We start from the raw sequence: 14,585 nt of genomic DNA on the forward strand, positions 1-14,585 counted from the left end.
TGCGGAAGGCGCACCCTGCGCAAAGGCTGGTTTCCCGCTTGCCCGCTCCGTCACCTGCCTGTGGCCTGAGCCGGGGTTACCCGAACTGCAGCAGGATTACCCCCGCCACCAGCAGACACGCGCCGGCTACTGCGGCCGCCGAGAACCGTTCCCGGAAGAACACCCAGCCGATTATCGCAGAGATCATGGGGTAAGTTGACGTGATACAACTGATCCGCGGGGGACCGGCGATCTCGATCGCTCTGACCATAAGCACGTAAGCCACGGAGAAACTTATGAGGCCGTGGGTTACGTAACACAGGATGTCCCGGCTTGGTATGGTCGCGAACCGTCGCCAGGCGCCCGACACCACTGCGTACCCGGCATACACCACCAGCCCGCACCACAGCAGCAGCGCATTCTTGGCCACCGCGTTGATGCTTTCGGGCAGGGTTCCGATCAGCGTCTCACCCGCCCCCCAACAGATGCAGGCCCCCATTGCCAGAAGTAGTGACAGCCGGTGACCGTCGCGGGATTTGCCCTCCGGCGCGCAGTTGGTCTGAAGACCCAGGACAACGCCGCCCAGAACCACAAGCACACACGCGCCCAGGAGCCACCAGGTAAAGGTCTCCAGACCCAGCGCCAGCGTGAAAGCCAGCACAAGAATGACCTTGAGCCGGGTCACTGGAACGGCGATGCTCATACTGCCCCGCCGGATGCTCTCGTAGTAGAGCATGCACCCGAGCGTGAACTGGAGCGTGCCCGTCAGCGCGAATCTCCCCATTTCGGTCCACGGGAGCGACGCGAAGGCCAACAGCTCTCGGCCCGCAAGAATGCTCGTGGCCAGTGCCCCGGTGAGCATGGAGATGCCGATACCCAGCTTGCCGGAAAGTTTCGTTAGCTTGATCGGCACGACGACAACGCCCCAGCAGAGCGTGGAGACTGCAGCCAGCGCATAGGCGTATGCGAGTTGAGACACAGAGCCGTTCCCAGGGAGTGAAATGGCGCGCAGACGGCCCATTCCTCCTGTGGGGCAGTCAGACCTGCCCGCGCGGAACACTCCAGCCGGGCCAGACGTCGCTACATCAGGGCAGGAGAATCCGACTTTGTGAGAGGCGTGCTTGCCGGGTGCGAGGTCAGCGTCCGGTGCCCGGGGTATTGGGGCCGTGGCGTGTGCTGGCAGGCTCGGCTCCGGATAGAGCCATCCGCCTGCAGTATCCGGCGGATACCGGGGGATACAGGCCCCGGCTATGCGCTGTCCCTCCCTCCACGGCCTGTGGGGCAGGGACTCGGGGCGATGGGTCCGCTGAACGCGGTTCGGCTCAGCCGGCACGCGTCCCGCGAGACCGATGCTCCTGCACATCAGGGCCCCGCGATTGCGGACCTTCTCTGCATGCCGTATAATCGACCTGCGATTTCCTGCCGGAGTGCTCGAATATGCGTCGCAGTCGGAGAAAGAAGGCAGTCTCACCCGTCCGATACTTCTTCCGCTATCTCAATGCGGGGGTCGTTGTTTGCTGCTTCGCCGGGACGGGGTTCGTCCTGGGCGCTATGCAGCAACTCAACCACATCATGCCCCAGTCTGATGAGCTGTGGGACTACCGCCCCCGGCTTTCCACTGAGATTTACTCTACCGAGGTCCACCCCGACGGCACCGAGACCCACCAGTTGCTCGCCAAGGTGTTCGACGAAGATCGCGAGCCAGTGGAACTGAAAGATGTACCGGAGGAGTTGGTCCAGGCTACCATTGCCATTGAGGACCGGCGCTTCTACTCCCACCGGGGAATTAGCCCTCGGGACATGTTGCGCGCCGCCTGGGTCGACTTGCGCCACCAGGACGTCAAACAGGGCGCGAGCACCATCACTCAACAGCTTGTCCGCAACGTCTGGCTCAGCCAGGAACGCACCTGGGATCGCAAGGTCAAGGAAGCCGTTCTCGCCCTGGAGATGGAGCGCAAGTACTCCAAGGACGAGATCATGGAGATGTACCTGAACCAGGTCTGCTACGGTCACGGCGCCTTCGGCGTCAAGACCGCCGCCAAGCTCTACTACCGGAAGGCCCCAAAGGACCTGAAGTTGCATGAGGCAGCCATGCTCGCGGGAATGCCTCAATGGCCCGTAGGCTACTCCCCCTACCGTTACCCGGAACGCTGTGAGCAGCGCCGAAACGCGGTGCTCAGGGCTATGGCAGAGGAGGGCTTCATCACCGAAGCCGAGCGCAGAAAGGCCGCTGAAGTGCCCATCAAGCAGGGCCTCAAGCCTCTGCAGGAACGTGGTGTTGTTTCCCTGCTCGCGCCTCACTTCACCAACTGGGTCTTGCGCGAACTCATTCGCGAATACGGCGATGAGACCGTCTACCAGGGTGGGATGCGGGTCTACACCACGCTTGACACCCGCCTTCAGAAGATCGCCGAGAAGGAACTCACCCAGCAGGTCGAGCGCCTCCGGCGCAGCGGGGCCATGAAGCCCGGTGTTCACGGCGGACAGGGAGCGCTGGCCTGCGTGGAGGTCAAGACCGGGCGCGTGCTTGCTATGGTCGGCGGTGTCGGGGATTACAAGCAGGTCCAGACCAACCGTGCTCACCCCGGCCCGCCGGGATATGGCCGCCAACCCGGATCAAGCTTCAAGCCCTACATCTGGGCGTGCGCCGTGGAGAACGGTTACGGGCCGGACTCAGTCTTCAGCGCTGAGCCCATCAATATCAACGGCTGGTCGCCGAAGAACTACTCCCCCCGCCAGGGGGGCACATACACCCTTCGCAATGCCCTGCGCGACTCGGTCAACCTGGTCTCCGTGCGTCTGGTGCTGAAGCTGTCGGTCTCCAAGGTCGTTCGCTTCGCTGCGCGCATGCTCAACATCCCCCGGGAGCGCCTGGCCCCATACCCGGCTATCGCTCTCGGAGTATCCAATCTTAGCCCTCTCGAACAGGCCCTGGGCTACTGCGCTTTCGCCAATAACGGCTTGCGTCCGACCTGCCGCTACGTGCGCCGCATCGAAGACCAGGAAGGCCGCGTGCTGGTGAATTATCAGCCCGAGCTGGAGCGCGTCATCCGCTCCACTACCGCTCAAAGCATGCTGTCCATGCTTCAGACGGTGGTCCAGTCAGGCACAGGCACTCGCGCTCGAGCCTGTGGACGCCCTGCGGGTGGCAAGACCGGTACCACAAACAGCGCCTGCGATGTGTGGTGGGTCGGTTTCACTCCGGAACTGTGCGCCGCTATCTGGCTTGGGAACGAGCGACCTTCCCGTCTGTACGGCGCCACTGGAGGCGGTTGGGCAGCACCAGTGTGGGCTTCCTTCATCAAGCAGGCCAGCGAGATTCTGGGCTGCAACGGCGACTTCCCTCAGGGCCCTGGCGCCACTGCGGTTGAGCGGGGAGAGCCCGCCAAGCGCGAGGGCACCCGCATTGAGGTCTGTGTGGAGACTGGGCTTCGTGCCGGGCCCTACTGCCCGGCGAAGCGCACTGTCTGGATCGGGCGAGACGAGGAAATGCCCGGCGTCTGCGATGTGCACACAAAGCCCGGGGGCAATCAGTCCCTTGAGACTGAAGTGGTGCGACCGGACACCATCGGGGCCGGCTTGGTTACCCGGCGGATCTGCACCTCAACCGGGCAGCTGGCCGGTCCCGGTTGTCCGTCCACTCGCACCGCGACGTTCCCGGCGGGCGAACAGCCGACCAGCCGCTGCAGTCTTCACGGCGGGGGATCTGGTGGCGAACACGCACGGCCCCAGGGCAACGGCGAGAGCCCGGCTGCTGTCCAGCCGGATCGGCCTGAAGGTGGGGCAGGGGGAGGCGCAGCGCCGCCAGCTGCTGCGGCAGGGCCCACGACCTCTCCGGGGCCGCCGGCGGACAGGCCCCAGGGCCAGGCCGACGTGCCGGGGCCGCCCGGCGAGTAGAGCGCCGGTTCTGCCTTTAAGCGCCAGTCATAGTCGTGCCGACACCGAAATCCCATCGCCTCGTGCCGACGGTACCACGCCGCGAGGCCGTCCCAATCATTCATGCATCAGCAGACGTTGCGCATCCGAATTCTAGGCACTTTCATGGGGCTGCTCCTTGCGGTCCTGCTCGCGCGCCTCTGGTGGCTCCAGCTCACCAACTGGTACCAATACTCCTCCCGCGCCCTGGACAACCGCACCACAGTGGTCTACAAGCCTGCGCCGCGCGGCCTCATATATGACCGCCGGGGCGAATATATCCTTGCGGAGAACTGCGATGTCTGGAGCCTCCACGCCGTGCCGGGCGAGCTTCCCCGTGATGAGCAGGAGCTTGAACGCATCGTGCAGTTCCTGGCGGGCGTCCTCTCGACCGAAGACGCGCCCACATCGACCGCCGAAGTACGCCATGCTCTTGCCGATGCTCGGCTCGCGAAAGCTGTCGAGCCCGTGCCTCTTGGGACCCTCGGTCAGGACCTGACCTTTGATCAGGTCGCGTCCATCGAAGAGCATCGAATCGAGCTGCCTGGCATCGTCGTCGTGACTACGACCCGCCGTCATTACCCCTACGGACGTCTCGCCGCGCAGGCGGTCGGCTATGCCCGGCAGATCAGTCGCGAGCAATTGGACAGGCTGTCCGGGTACCAACAGCCGCCCGACCCGGACGACCCCACTGCATCGGAACTCGAAGCCACCGCAACCGACCCGGTCTACCGGCCGGATTCTATCATTGGCGCCGAAGGGGCCGAAGCGCTCCTCGAGCTGGACACCAACGGTGACCGCACGCTGCCCATTCTGCCCGGTCGCGCGGGCCGCACGATATATGAGGTTGACGCCAACGGTAACCCGCAGCGCCTGATCGCCACGCGGGAACCGGAGATTGGCGCTCAGGTCTATCTCACCATCGACGCTCGGGCCCAGGCAGTGGCCGAGAGGCAACTCCGCAAGGCCCTCCAGGGCCACCCGGAACGCATGGGTGCGGCGGTGGTGCTTGACACCCGCAACGGCGATGTGATCGTCCTGGCCAGCGAACCGTGTCTTGATCCCAATGACTGGGTCTTCGGGCTGACCGGGGACCAGTGGAAACAGGCGCTCGAGGACCCGGGCCTGCCGCTTCTGAACAAAGCCCTGGCAGGGACGTACCCCCCGGGGTCCATCTTCAAGGTTGTCTCCGTTTGTGCTGCTCTCGAGACAACAAACGTCAAGCCAACCAGCACCGCGGTGTGCACCGGCGCCATTCACGTTGGACGCAAGCGTCGCCCCTTCGTGTGCTGGATGGCGGATCGCGGCGGCCATGGTCCCGTGGACCTCGTCTCCGCCATCGCCAAGTCCTGCAATATCTGGTTCTACAATTGCGTCCTCAAGTTCGGCCTCGATCCCAATGATATAGCCCTGTATGCCCACCGCTTTGGCCTGGGCAGCCCTACCGGGCTCGGCCTGAAAGGAGAGCTCTCCGGCGACGTGCCGGAACCCAGGTACGGTGAACGCCCATGGACCCAGGGGAACTCTCTCAACTACGTGATCGGTCAGGAACTCACCGTCACGCCTGCCCAGATGGCTCGCGTGTGCGCTGCAGTGGCCAATGGCGGTAAGCTCCCCAGGCCTCATCTGGTCCGTCGCATCCGCTGGCCGGCCCGCATGAACCTGCCGCCGACCAAGCCCGCCGGGGTGCTGGAAAAGGTGAAGCTCGAGCACGAAAACACTCTGCAGATCGTCCGCCTGGGGATGCGCCGCGCGGTGACCATGGAACACGGGACCGCGAAGCTCCTCAACGATCTGTCCCAGCTCGGGGGCAAGATCAACAATCCCGGGCCCTCGGTGTTTGGAGAGCCACTAGGCCGTCCGCTTCTCGTCGGCGGCAAGACGGGAACTGCCCAGCACGACCGCCGGAAGGAAAACCATTCCTGGTGCATCGCTTTCGCGCCGTATGATGCCAGGCCCGATGAGCCCCAATACGCGGTCTGCGTCTTCGTCGCGCAGGCCGGCAGCGGCAGTGGCACTGCAGTACCCATCGCTCGCGAGGTGCTCCGGGCGCTCTTCGGTCTCTACGAGGCGGATGACCCGGATTTCGCCGTGCCCCGGCCCATGGACCCGGCTGAAGTGGCGGCTCAGCGCAAGCAGCGAGTTGCGCAGGCCAAAGCGTGGGCTGCACGACGCGCCGCCGACGCCGCGGAGCAGCCACAGGCCGGGGACGACGACTGAAGAAATATCCCCACACGACGGGAGAGAGCTGCCCCCAGATGCAGATCAACGAAAACGATCGCGCGGCCTGGAACCGGTTTGTGGCCGCTGCCCCCGCCGGTGACGTGCTCCAGTGCTGGGAGTGGGGGCAACTCAAAGCGCGCACCGGGTGGGAACCGCTTTACTTCAGCGTGCGTCGGACCGATGGTATCCGCGCCGTCGCCCTGGTGCTGAAGCGCACCATCCCGCGCACCAGGCGCTGCCTCTTCTACTGCCCGCGGGGTCCCATCGTGACGCCCGGTGACACCGACAGCTTCACCCAGCTGATCGCTGAAATACGCGCTGAGGCCCGACGCCATGGTGCAATCGCGCTGCGCATTGACCCCGCCATCGAGCCGTCCGATAGCTGGTATCTGTCCTGCCTGCGCGACCTGTCCTTTCGCGATCCCGGACCCATGAGAGAGGGCTTTGGCGGCGTCCAGCCCCGAGCGGTCATGAAGGTCGATCTTTCTGCCTCCCTCGACGAGGTGATGGCGCGCTTCCACAGCAAATGGCGCTACAACATTCGTTACGCTGCGAAACACGGCGTCACCGTGCAGGCGGACTGCCAGCGCGAAGACCTCGACCCGTTCTACGACTTGCTCACCGTGACCGCCGAACGCGACGGCTTCGGCATCCGGTCGCGCTCATACTTCCACGATATGTGGCAGTATCTTGTGGAGCCCGGTCTTGCCAGTCTCTTCATGAGCCGCGTGGAGGGTCAACCCGTCGCAGGAGCAATCGCCTTCGTTCTTGGTGAGCAAGCCTGGTACGTGTACGGGGCCTCGTCCAACGAGCACCGCAACCTCATGCCGAATCATCTCATGCAGTGGGAGATGATGCGTTGGGCGAAGGAGCGTGGCTGTCGGGTCTATGACATGCGGGGTGTGTCCCCTGAGGTTGACGGCGAACCCGTCGTGGAGCGTCTTGCTGGCCTGAATCGGTTCAAGAGAGGTTTCGCCGCCGAGTACGTCGAATACATCGGCGACTGGAACTTGGTGCTCTCACCGCTGTGGCATGCACTTTTCGAGCGCGCCGTTCCCTTCGCCAAGCGCATCCTGAAGCGGTCTCAGAAGCAGTCGGCGGACTGACGCGGAGTCGCGAGCGGAGCCCGGAGGCCAGCCATGGAGGAAAACAGGACGCTCGGAGAGCTCCTGCGGGAGTTCGTGGCGGTGCTGGGGGAATACCTCAAGCAGAATGCCGCCGACGCCGTGGACCGCGCGCTCTCCGAACCGCTGAAGAAGGCGGCGCGCCGAGTGGTGTTTCTCGGGCTCGCACTGGGGTTTGCCTTCGCGGCAGCCCTGATGCTGGCCCTTGCGCTCTTCCACCTGATGGTGGAGCTCTTCGGCGTTCCGAGCGCGGCCTATGCCGTCTCCTTCGTTCTTTGTGTGCTGGTCGGGGTGCTTTGTGCCCGCGCTGTTGGTAGCGAGAAGAGGAAGCGTGATGGAAAGCGATCAGCGGGTGACAGTTGAGGACCTGAGCAGCCGCTGGGCAGCGATCAAGCAGAAGCTGACTGATGAGATCAGGCCTGATGTCCTGCGCAAGGCCCTCTGCAGGCCGTGGTTCGCGGCCGCCCTGGGCATTGCGGTCGGGACCGGTGTCGGATACCTTCTCGCGCGTCGCTCCGTGCCCTCTCCGCAAGGGGCGCCGGAGCGCCTGCCGGCAAAACCCGATCGTCCGGAGCAATTCCCGAACAGTCCGAGGCTGGTGGACCGTGTCGCCGTATCAGTCCTCGAACTGAGCACCCGGGCTCTGCTGGCCCGCATGCCCCCTGATCCGGGTGCGAAGCTGACCAAAAAGTGTCACTGAAACACGCGAACCAACACAGCCCGCCTGAGTCCGCTGGACCGGCGGGTCTTGCTTCACCATTGGAGAGTCGCCCATGCGAGAGATCATCGAGGATGTCCTGAAGCTCGCCAAATCACTGGGAGCGGAGTTCGCGGACCTTCGCGTCACCGAAGGCACCGGCACCAGCATTTCGGTTCAGGACGGCATCGCCGACCGTGTGAACACCGGCCATGCCTCCGGCGCCGGGGTGCGCGTACTCGTCGATGGCGCCTGGGGTTTTGCGCCCACTAACAACGCCACTGCGGAAGAGATGAAGCGCTGTGTCCGGGATGCAGTCAGCATGGCGAAAGCCGCAAGCGCCGACGTCTCCGACCCGGGCATGGTCTGCGACATCGAGCCCATCGAAGACCACGTCGAAGCCGAGTTCGAGGTGGATCCGCGTGATATCCCGCTAAGCCAACGAGTGCAGACCGTTTATGAACTGGAGCGCGCTGCCCGTGAGACTGACCGCCGCATTGTGAACACGATAGCCAGCTACCGCGACTCTGCCGGGACCAGCATCATCGCCAACACGGCGGGAACATACATTACCGGCACCGCCGTGCGCTGTGGGCTGAACATTCACGTCACTGCTTTGGACGGGGATGTGCGCCAGTCCGCCTCGAAGCACCAGTCCAACTCCCTGGGCTATGAGATGATCCAGGCCATCGATCCGCAGACCTTCGCCGTCGCCACCGCCCAGAAGGCCTTGGCGCTCCTGTCGGCCAAACGCGCACCCGCAGGCAAGTTCGATGTCATCATCGACCCGCTCATCTGCGGCCTGCTTGTCCACGAGGCCTTTGGGCACAACTGCGAGGCCGACGCAGTCTGGTCCGGCAACTCAATCCTGCGCGGCAAGGAAGGACAGCAGGTCGCGGCGCGAGGCGTGAGCATCTACGACGACCCTACGCTACCGAAGCTCAATGGCTCCTTCTCGTATGATCACGAGGGCACTCCTGCGAAGCGCCACGTGCTCGTCGAGGACGGCATCCTGCAGGGCTACATGCACAGCCTGGAGACCGCAGCACGCTTCGGTGTCCGGCCTGAGGGCAGTTGTCGTTGCCAGGGCCACAACTACGGCCCTATTGTGCGCATGAGCAACACCCTCATCGCCGCGGGTGACTGTTCCTTCGAGGACATGCTCGCCGACACCAAGTCGGGTCTTTACCTCGCGGGGGGCCACTGGGGATACGTCTTCACAGCGCGCGGCCAGTTCACCTGCAACGTCGAGAACGCCTGGGCCATCGAGAACGGCAAGCTCGGCCAGCATTACCGCAATGTCTGTATTTCCGGGCTAACCCTCGAAACCCTTTCCAAGGTCACCGCCGTGGGCGATGATGTGCGATTCGAGCTGGGAGGCACTTGCGGGAAGAACGGACAGGGCGTGCCTGTGGATTCAGGCGGACCGCATCTGAGAATAAGCGACGTCGTCGTGGGCGGTCAGGAGTAGCAACGGCCGGGCAATTGCTCCCGGCGAACCAGGAGGAGTCACATGCCGGACTTACTTGATATCGCCCAACTGGCTGTCCAGGCCGCCATGCAAAACGGCGCGGAGTTCGCCGATGCATCTGTGGGTTCGGGCATCAGCGTGGGTGTGGACCTCGAGAACTCCAGTCTCAAGGAGTGCGAGGTCGTGCGTGACTACGGAATCGGCGTCCGCGCCTTCTATCGTGGCGGAATGGGCACAGCAACCACCACCAGCCTCAGCGAGGAAGCGGCTCGAACCGTGGGCCGACAGGCGGCTGAGATGGCGAAAGCCACCCACGGCGACCCCGATTTCGTCTGCCTGCCCGACCCTCAGCCCTGGGAGGAAGTCCCCGGCCGATGGGACGATGCTGTTGCAGGCTTGCCGGTTGACGTTGTGGTCCAATGGTGCCGCGCGGGAATCGAAGAGGCTCGCGAGGTCGCGCCCGAAGTGGCCCTTGAAGGCGGTGCGGGCCTGGACTACGGCGAGAAGGCTATCGCCAGTTCCACCGGAGTCGCCTACAGCACCCGGGGCACCAGCGTCGATATCAACTTCTTCGCCGTGGTCCAGCGCGGGGACGATGTCGGTGCGTACTTCGAGTTCGACGCCGCGCGGCGGCTGGAAGACTTCAAGCCCGAGGGTGTCGCGCGCATCGCTACTGAGACCGCGCTGCGTTTCCTGGGATCCAGGCAGATCGCCAAGGCGCGCATGCCCCTTGTCCTCGGGCCAATGGCCGTCTCCGGGCTCATCGGAGCGGTCATCGGGGCCAGTAATGCCGAAAGCGTACAGCGCCGGCGCTCCTTCATGGTCAACCGCGCCGGGACGCGGATCGCCGCGCCCTGCCTCACTGTCCGCGAGGAGCCCTTTATTCCCGGCGGCCTGAGCTCTACAGGGATCGACGGCGAGGGCGTGCCGAAGAGAGCACGTGCCCTCATCGACAACGGCGTCCTCACCACCTACCTGCATAACTCTTACACGTCCAACAAGGCAGGCGTCGAAAACACCGCTCATGCGCGGCGCAGCGGCTCCTCAGCGGGAGTGGGCATCGGCCCGTCGAACCTGCACATCATGCCCGGCAGCCGCACCGAAAAGGAGCTCATCGCCGACATCGAGGACGGTCTTTACATCGACTACGGCGGCCTGCAGCCCGACAGCACTACCGGCGATATCTCCGCCACGGTGGACTTCGGCTTCAAGATTGAGAACGGGGAGATCGCCTACCCGGTGTCCACCACTATGGTGGGCACTGACGTTTTCGAGATGCTGGGCAACATTGACGCCGTCTCCAGCGACTACCGCGAAGAGCCGGGCAGCATCACTCCGAGCCTGCGCATCCGCGACATCATGATCATCGGCGGGGCCTGACGCCCACGCCTGCGCCCCGGAGGCCGAAGATGCCCGGCGCCGACAGCTACCCCGTGCTCAGCGGACCCGCGAACATCGCCGGTCTCGACCTGCGCAATCGCGTGGTCATGCCCCCGATGGCTTCAGCAATGGAGGTCGGTTCGCCCCAGTTTGAGTCGTGGTATGAGGCCCGCGCCGAAGGTGGCGTGGGCCTCATCATTATGGAGGCCCTCTGGGTAGAGCGTCTCGCGGACCCCGACTATGCCGACCGCCTCGCCGGCACCGTCGAGCGCATCCATCGTCACGGGATCCCCGTAGTGGTCCAGCTCTTCCAGCCTTCCCGGGCTGCTAACGGCGACCCCTTCGCCCCAAGCGCCACCCCCGATGCGAGGGCGGCCACCGAAGACGAACTCGCCGCAATGCCCGACACCTACGCCAAGGCCGCCGCAAGGTGCCAGGCAGTGGGCTTCGACGGAGTGGAACCCCACGGAGCACACGGTTTCTTCCTGAACCAGATGTTCAGCGCTCAGCAAAACCGGCGGAGCGATCGCTACGGGGGAAGCCTGGAGAACCGCATGCGGCTGGGGATCGAGATCGCGTCCGCAATCCGTGCGGAGGTGGGGAAGAGCTACCCCGTCTTCTGGCGCCACACTATGCAGCAGGCCGAAGGGTATTCCCTGGATGACAGCATCGACTTCCTGGGCGCCCTGCTGCAGGCCGGCGTCAACGTGCTGGACATCTCGCCCTCAACCACCGACCGCCCGCCCCAGAGCAGATTCAGTACCGCGGATGGATCCGTCGGTCCGGCCGAAGGATGCGATCTGGCTGACCCGATCCACTGCAATCTCGCGGCTCTGGCGCGCAAGACGCTGGGCGCTCCCGTCATCGCGGTGGGCGGAATGGAGGACCCCGCCCGTGCCGAAGCCGCCCTGGTCTCCGGCAAGTGCGATCTCTGCGCCGTGGGCAGACAGCTGATCGCCGATTCCGACTGGCCGCGCAAGGTGTTTGAAGGACGTGAGCGCGAGATCATCGCGTGCACCAAATGCGATGCCATGTGCTTCGGCAATCTTCGCAAAGGCATCCCCATCGGCTGCACTCAGAACCCGCGCTCGGGCCGCGAATACCTCCAGCGGCGCTGACTAACCGGGCGTCACGGTCCAGGCTGCGCCGGGCTCACCTGCTGTCGTTGGCCGCCAACTCGTATTTCTGCCACGCTGCTACCCGTCGCAGGTGACCCGCGCGCTCCCCATGCCCATTCAGCGCGATGCAGTCTGCGATCAGGTTCAGCGTCTCCGGCCTCGGCTCGTCCAGATACGCCAGCCGCGCCCAGCGTACGGCCTGCGGGTGTCCTGCCGCCAGCATCACTTTTGCGCGACAGCTGTTTCCCTCGGCCAGCAGGCTCCGGCGATCCTCATCTCTGCAGCCATCCCGAACCCAGAGCAGCCCACTGTCCACAAGCAGCAAGGCGGCATCCAGGTTGTCTTCGCTTGCACGGGCCCCCGCCAGCGCCCAGGCCGCTCTCGCAGCCTCCGGCGCATCACCGCTCGCGGCAATTCGTCGCAACGCGTCCCTTGCTGCCGGGCAGAAACATCTGCCCAGAGATGCAATGAGCACCGCTTTCTGCCCAGTCTCAGCATTGCTGAACTCCCGCAGGAGTGCACGGGCGCCCCTGTCGCTGAGACCCGCGGCCAGGCCTGAAGCGAGTGATCGCACCCCGTCGTCACCGTCGAACAGTGCCCTCTCACACAGCGCGCTCCACCGTTCCGGCATCAGTCGGGCCAGCGCCCGCAAAGCAGCGGCCCGGATTGTCGGCGCGTCGGCGAGGAACGGCTCCAGCAGGAAGACGGCCTTCGGGTCTCCGCACAAGCCCATTGCCTCAATCGCGGCCAGCAGCAGCGGGATCCGCTTCGACCCCGAGTGCCACGCCGCGGCAGGGGCATCGTCGGCCAGCATCGACAGCAGCTCTCCGAGCGCCGTATATCCGGGGCCGCCACCGATGTTGCCCACTGCACGACACAGTTCCACCCGTGCCTTCGCATCCGTACCAGCGCCCAAGAGGGCATGACGCAGCATGTACTCCGCGCCGTCCAGCCCCGCCGCGGCACAGAGAGCAAGCAGGTATGGATCGTCGGTGTCGCCGCGCACCTGCGAGGCGACTGCCCGCAGTTCCTCGACACCGCAGCGGTCTGGCCGGAGCAAGCCGCTCACGGCGGCATGCCGGACCGCGGAGCAGAGCACGCTATCCCGAACGTTTCCCTCCAGGCCTTCCGCATAGCGCAGCAAGACCGACCGGTCCTCGCCACCTCGCCACATCAGCGCATCGGCAGCAAGCTGCCGCACCCTCGCGTCATGGTCGTTCAGCGCTTCCAAAAGCGCCTGCTGCGCTTCCGTTCCTTCCACCGGGGCCAGAGCGCGAACGCGCTTCAAACGGCCCTCGGTCGTCATCCAATTCGCTCTAAGGCCCCGGAGCCGGGCTGCCGCCTCCTGCGTCCCCATCGCTCCGAGTGCATCGATGAGCCGGCAGAGCGCATCCTCGTTCAGTCCCTGCGCAGACCCTGGCATTGGCGCGGTTCTCAGGGGTTCATCGGCGACCAGAAGCCCTCTCAGGGCCAGTTCCACCACGGGCGGGGCACTCGCGGCCAAGCCTCCCTGCTCCGTCCAAATGCAGGCCGCCAGCGCACGGGAGGCATCCAGCGTTCCTTCCGCCGCCAGCATCCGCACCGCCGCGTTGGCTTCGGCTGCATCTGCACTCCTGGCCAGCCTCGTGAGGACTGTCATACCGTCTCGCTGTCTTGCCACACACTCGGCGGCGCGCCACACCCCGTGCCCTTCGTCTGCCATGAATGTGCCCAGAACGAGCTCATCCGCCGCTGGGGAGTCTGCGGCCCAGGAGTGCTTTCGGATCAGTGCATCTCGCGCTGGGTTGCCCATCGCTATGCGGGCAGCCGCGCCAGGGTCGATCCGCCCCAGCCCGGCAATTGCTTCGCGCCGCACCCCCGGCGCCGCGTCATGACAGGCCGAAACCAACTGGCTCCGGGTCCCTGGCACTCGCGAGGCCAGCGCTGCTGCGAGCGCTCGAACGGCCGGGGCTGGATGCCGCAGTCCAGCGGTCGCGCTCGGCTGCTCCAGTCCCGCTGGGGCGGCCATCGCGCGAAGCATGCCCAGGGCGTTCCCTTCCGAAGGCTGCTCAGTCATCATACGCCCTGCAAGAGCCGCGGCAGTGTCCGCGTCGACGCACCAGATCAGGGCCTGCAGCGCAAGGGCGTGGTGGTCCTGATCGGGATCATCCAGAGCCGCGATCCCGAACTGAAGCCCCGATCCGGCCGGCATGAGCGGCAGGCATTTGAGGCATTCTCGGCGAAGCCTCGGATCTTTGTCGGCAGTCAGCCGGGCCATCAGAGCCAGGTATTCGGGGCTCGACAGTGTCGCACACGGTAGGATGAAAGGTTTGGCCAGCTCCATGCGCAGATCAGGGTCGGGCGTGCCGAGTTCACCCGCAAGTCGCGCAACCACGAACGTGCCGTACGATTCTGCACCGATCTGTGCAAGCGCCACTGCCGCTGCCTCGCGAGGTTGTCTCGCCCGGTCGCGCATAACCATGTCGGCCAGCGCGGGTCCGTGCTCCGCTCCGCCAAGATATCCCAGCAGTCGCGCAGCACGGGCACGGACGTCATACTTTCCCGCGTGAAGTTCTCCAGCCGCTCTCGCCGCCGGCCGATCATCGGCGCGAGCCGAGATGACCAGACACGCGAGGGCCACGGCCCAGCAGACCGTGGCCCTTATGCATGTGCGCTGTTGGGTGCGGATCATCCAAGCC

At 65.1% G+C, this 14,585-nt stretch carries 10 protein-coding genes; 8 read left to right on the forward strand and 2 right to left on the reverse strand.

Annotation, left to right across the window (positions count from 1 at the left end; genetic code table 11):
• Positions 1-76: 76 nt before the first annotated feature.
• Positions 77-958, reverse strand: coding sequence for a DMT family transporter (locus tag HPY44_05395; protein NSW55426.1), 882 nt, complete (start codon positions 956-958; stop codon positions 77-79).
• A 458-nt stretch (positions 959-1,416) separates the two neighbouring features.
• On the opposite strand from HPY44_05395, the gene HPY44_05400 reads away from it, so the two are divergent.
• From HPY44_05400 to HPY44_05435, 8 genes are all read left to right on the forward strand, one after another.
• The gene (locus HPY44_05400) at positions 1,417-3,876 is read left to right on the forward strand and encodes a PBP1A family penicillin-binding protein (GenBank protein NSW55427.1); all 2,460 of its coding nucleotides are present in this window, start codon (positions 1,417-1,419) and stop codon (positions 3,874-3,876) included.
• 117 nt (positions 3,877-3,993) lie between these two features.
• Positions 3,994-6,114, forward strand: coding sequence for a hypothetical protein (locus HPY44_05405; GenBank protein ID NSW55428.1), 2,121 nt, complete (start codon positions 3,994-3,996; stop codon positions 6,112-6,114).
• Positions 6,115-6,152: 38 nt separating this feature from the next.
• Positions 6,153-7,223 (forward strand): peptidoglycan bridge formation glycyltransferase FemA/FemB family protein, encoded by a 1,071-nt coding sequence (locus HPY44_05410; protein NSW55429.1) that lies wholly within the window; start codon positions 6,153-6,155, stop codon positions 7,221-7,223.
• Positions 7,224-7,256: 33 nt separating this feature from the next.
• The gene (locus HPY44_05415) at positions 7,257-7,604 is read left to right on the forward strand and encodes a hypothetical protein (protein ID NSW55430.1); all 348 of its coding nucleotides are present in this window, start codon (positions 7,257-7,259) and stop codon (positions 7,602-7,604) included.
• Entirely contained in the window at positions 7,576-7,941 is a 366-nt protein-coding gene (locus HPY44_05420) for a hypothetical protein (protein NSW55431.1), read from the forward strand. Before HPY44_05415 ends, HPY44_05420 begins: the two co-directional genes overlap by 29 nt.
• Before the next feature lie 73 nt (positions 7,942-8,014).
• Complete coding sequence (locus HPY44_05425; protein ID NSW55432.1) at positions 8,015-9,409, forward strand: TldD/PmbA family protein; 1,395 nt, start codon at positions 8,015-8,017, stop codon at positions 9,407-9,409.
• 42 nt (positions 9,410-9,451) lie between these two features.
• Entirely contained in the window at positions 9,452-10,789 is a 1,338-nt protein-coding gene (locus tag HPY44_05430; GenBank protein NSW55433.1) for a TldD/PmbA family protein, read from the forward strand.
• A gap of 29 nt (positions 10,790-10,818) precedes the next feature.
• Complete coding sequence (locus HPY44_05435) at positions 10,819-11,907, forward strand: NADH:flavin oxidoreductase (protein NSW55434.1); 1,089 nt, start codon at positions 10,819-10,821, stop codon at positions 11,905-11,907.
• Between the two features lie 34 nt (positions 11,908-11,941).
• On the opposite strand, the gene HPY44_05440 is transcribed toward HPY44_05435, so the two are convergent.
• Entirely contained in the window at positions 11,942-14,578 is a 2,637-nt protein-coding gene (locus HPY44_05440) for a hypothetical protein (GenBank protein NSW55435.1), read from the reverse strand.
• Positions 14,579-14,585: the final 7 nt, after the last annotated feature.

This window comes from Armatimonadota bacterium, from assembly GCA_013314775.1.
Lineage (GTDB): Bacteria > Armatimonadota > Zipacnadia > Zipacnadales > JABUFB01 > JABUFB01.

Coding starts and splice junctions, on each gene's coding strand:
- HPY44_05420 (NSW55431.1), top strand. CDS start 7,576: ATGGAAAGCGATCAGCGGGTGACAGTTGAGGACCTGAGCAGCCGCTGG.
- HPY44_05425 (NSW55432.1), top strand. CDS start 8,015: ATGCGAGAGATCATCGAGGATGTCCTGAAGCTCGCCAAATCACTGGGA.
- HPY44_05435 (NSW55434.1), top strand. CDS start 10,819: ATGCCCGGCGCCGACAGCTACCCCGTGCTCAGCGGACCCGCGAACATC.
- HPY44_05400 (NSW55427.1), top strand. CDS start 1,417: ATGCGTCGCAGTCGGAGAAAGAAGGCAGTCTCACCCGTCCGATACTTC.
- HPY44_05430 (NSW55433.1), top strand. CDS start 9,452: ATGCCGGACTTACTTGATATCGCCCAACTGGCTGTCCAGGCCGCCATG.
- HPY44_05440 (NSW55435.1), bottom strand. CDS start 14,578: ATGATCCGCACCCAACAGCGCACATGCATAAGGGCCACGGTCTGCTGG.
- HPY44_05410 (NSW55429.1), top strand. CDS start 6,153: ATGCAGATCAACGAAAACGATCGCGCGGCCTGGAACCGGTTTGTGGCC.
- HPY44_05415 (NSW55430.1), top strand. CDS start 7,257: ATGGAGGAAAACAGGACGCTCGGAGAGCTCCTGCGGGAGTTCGTGGCG.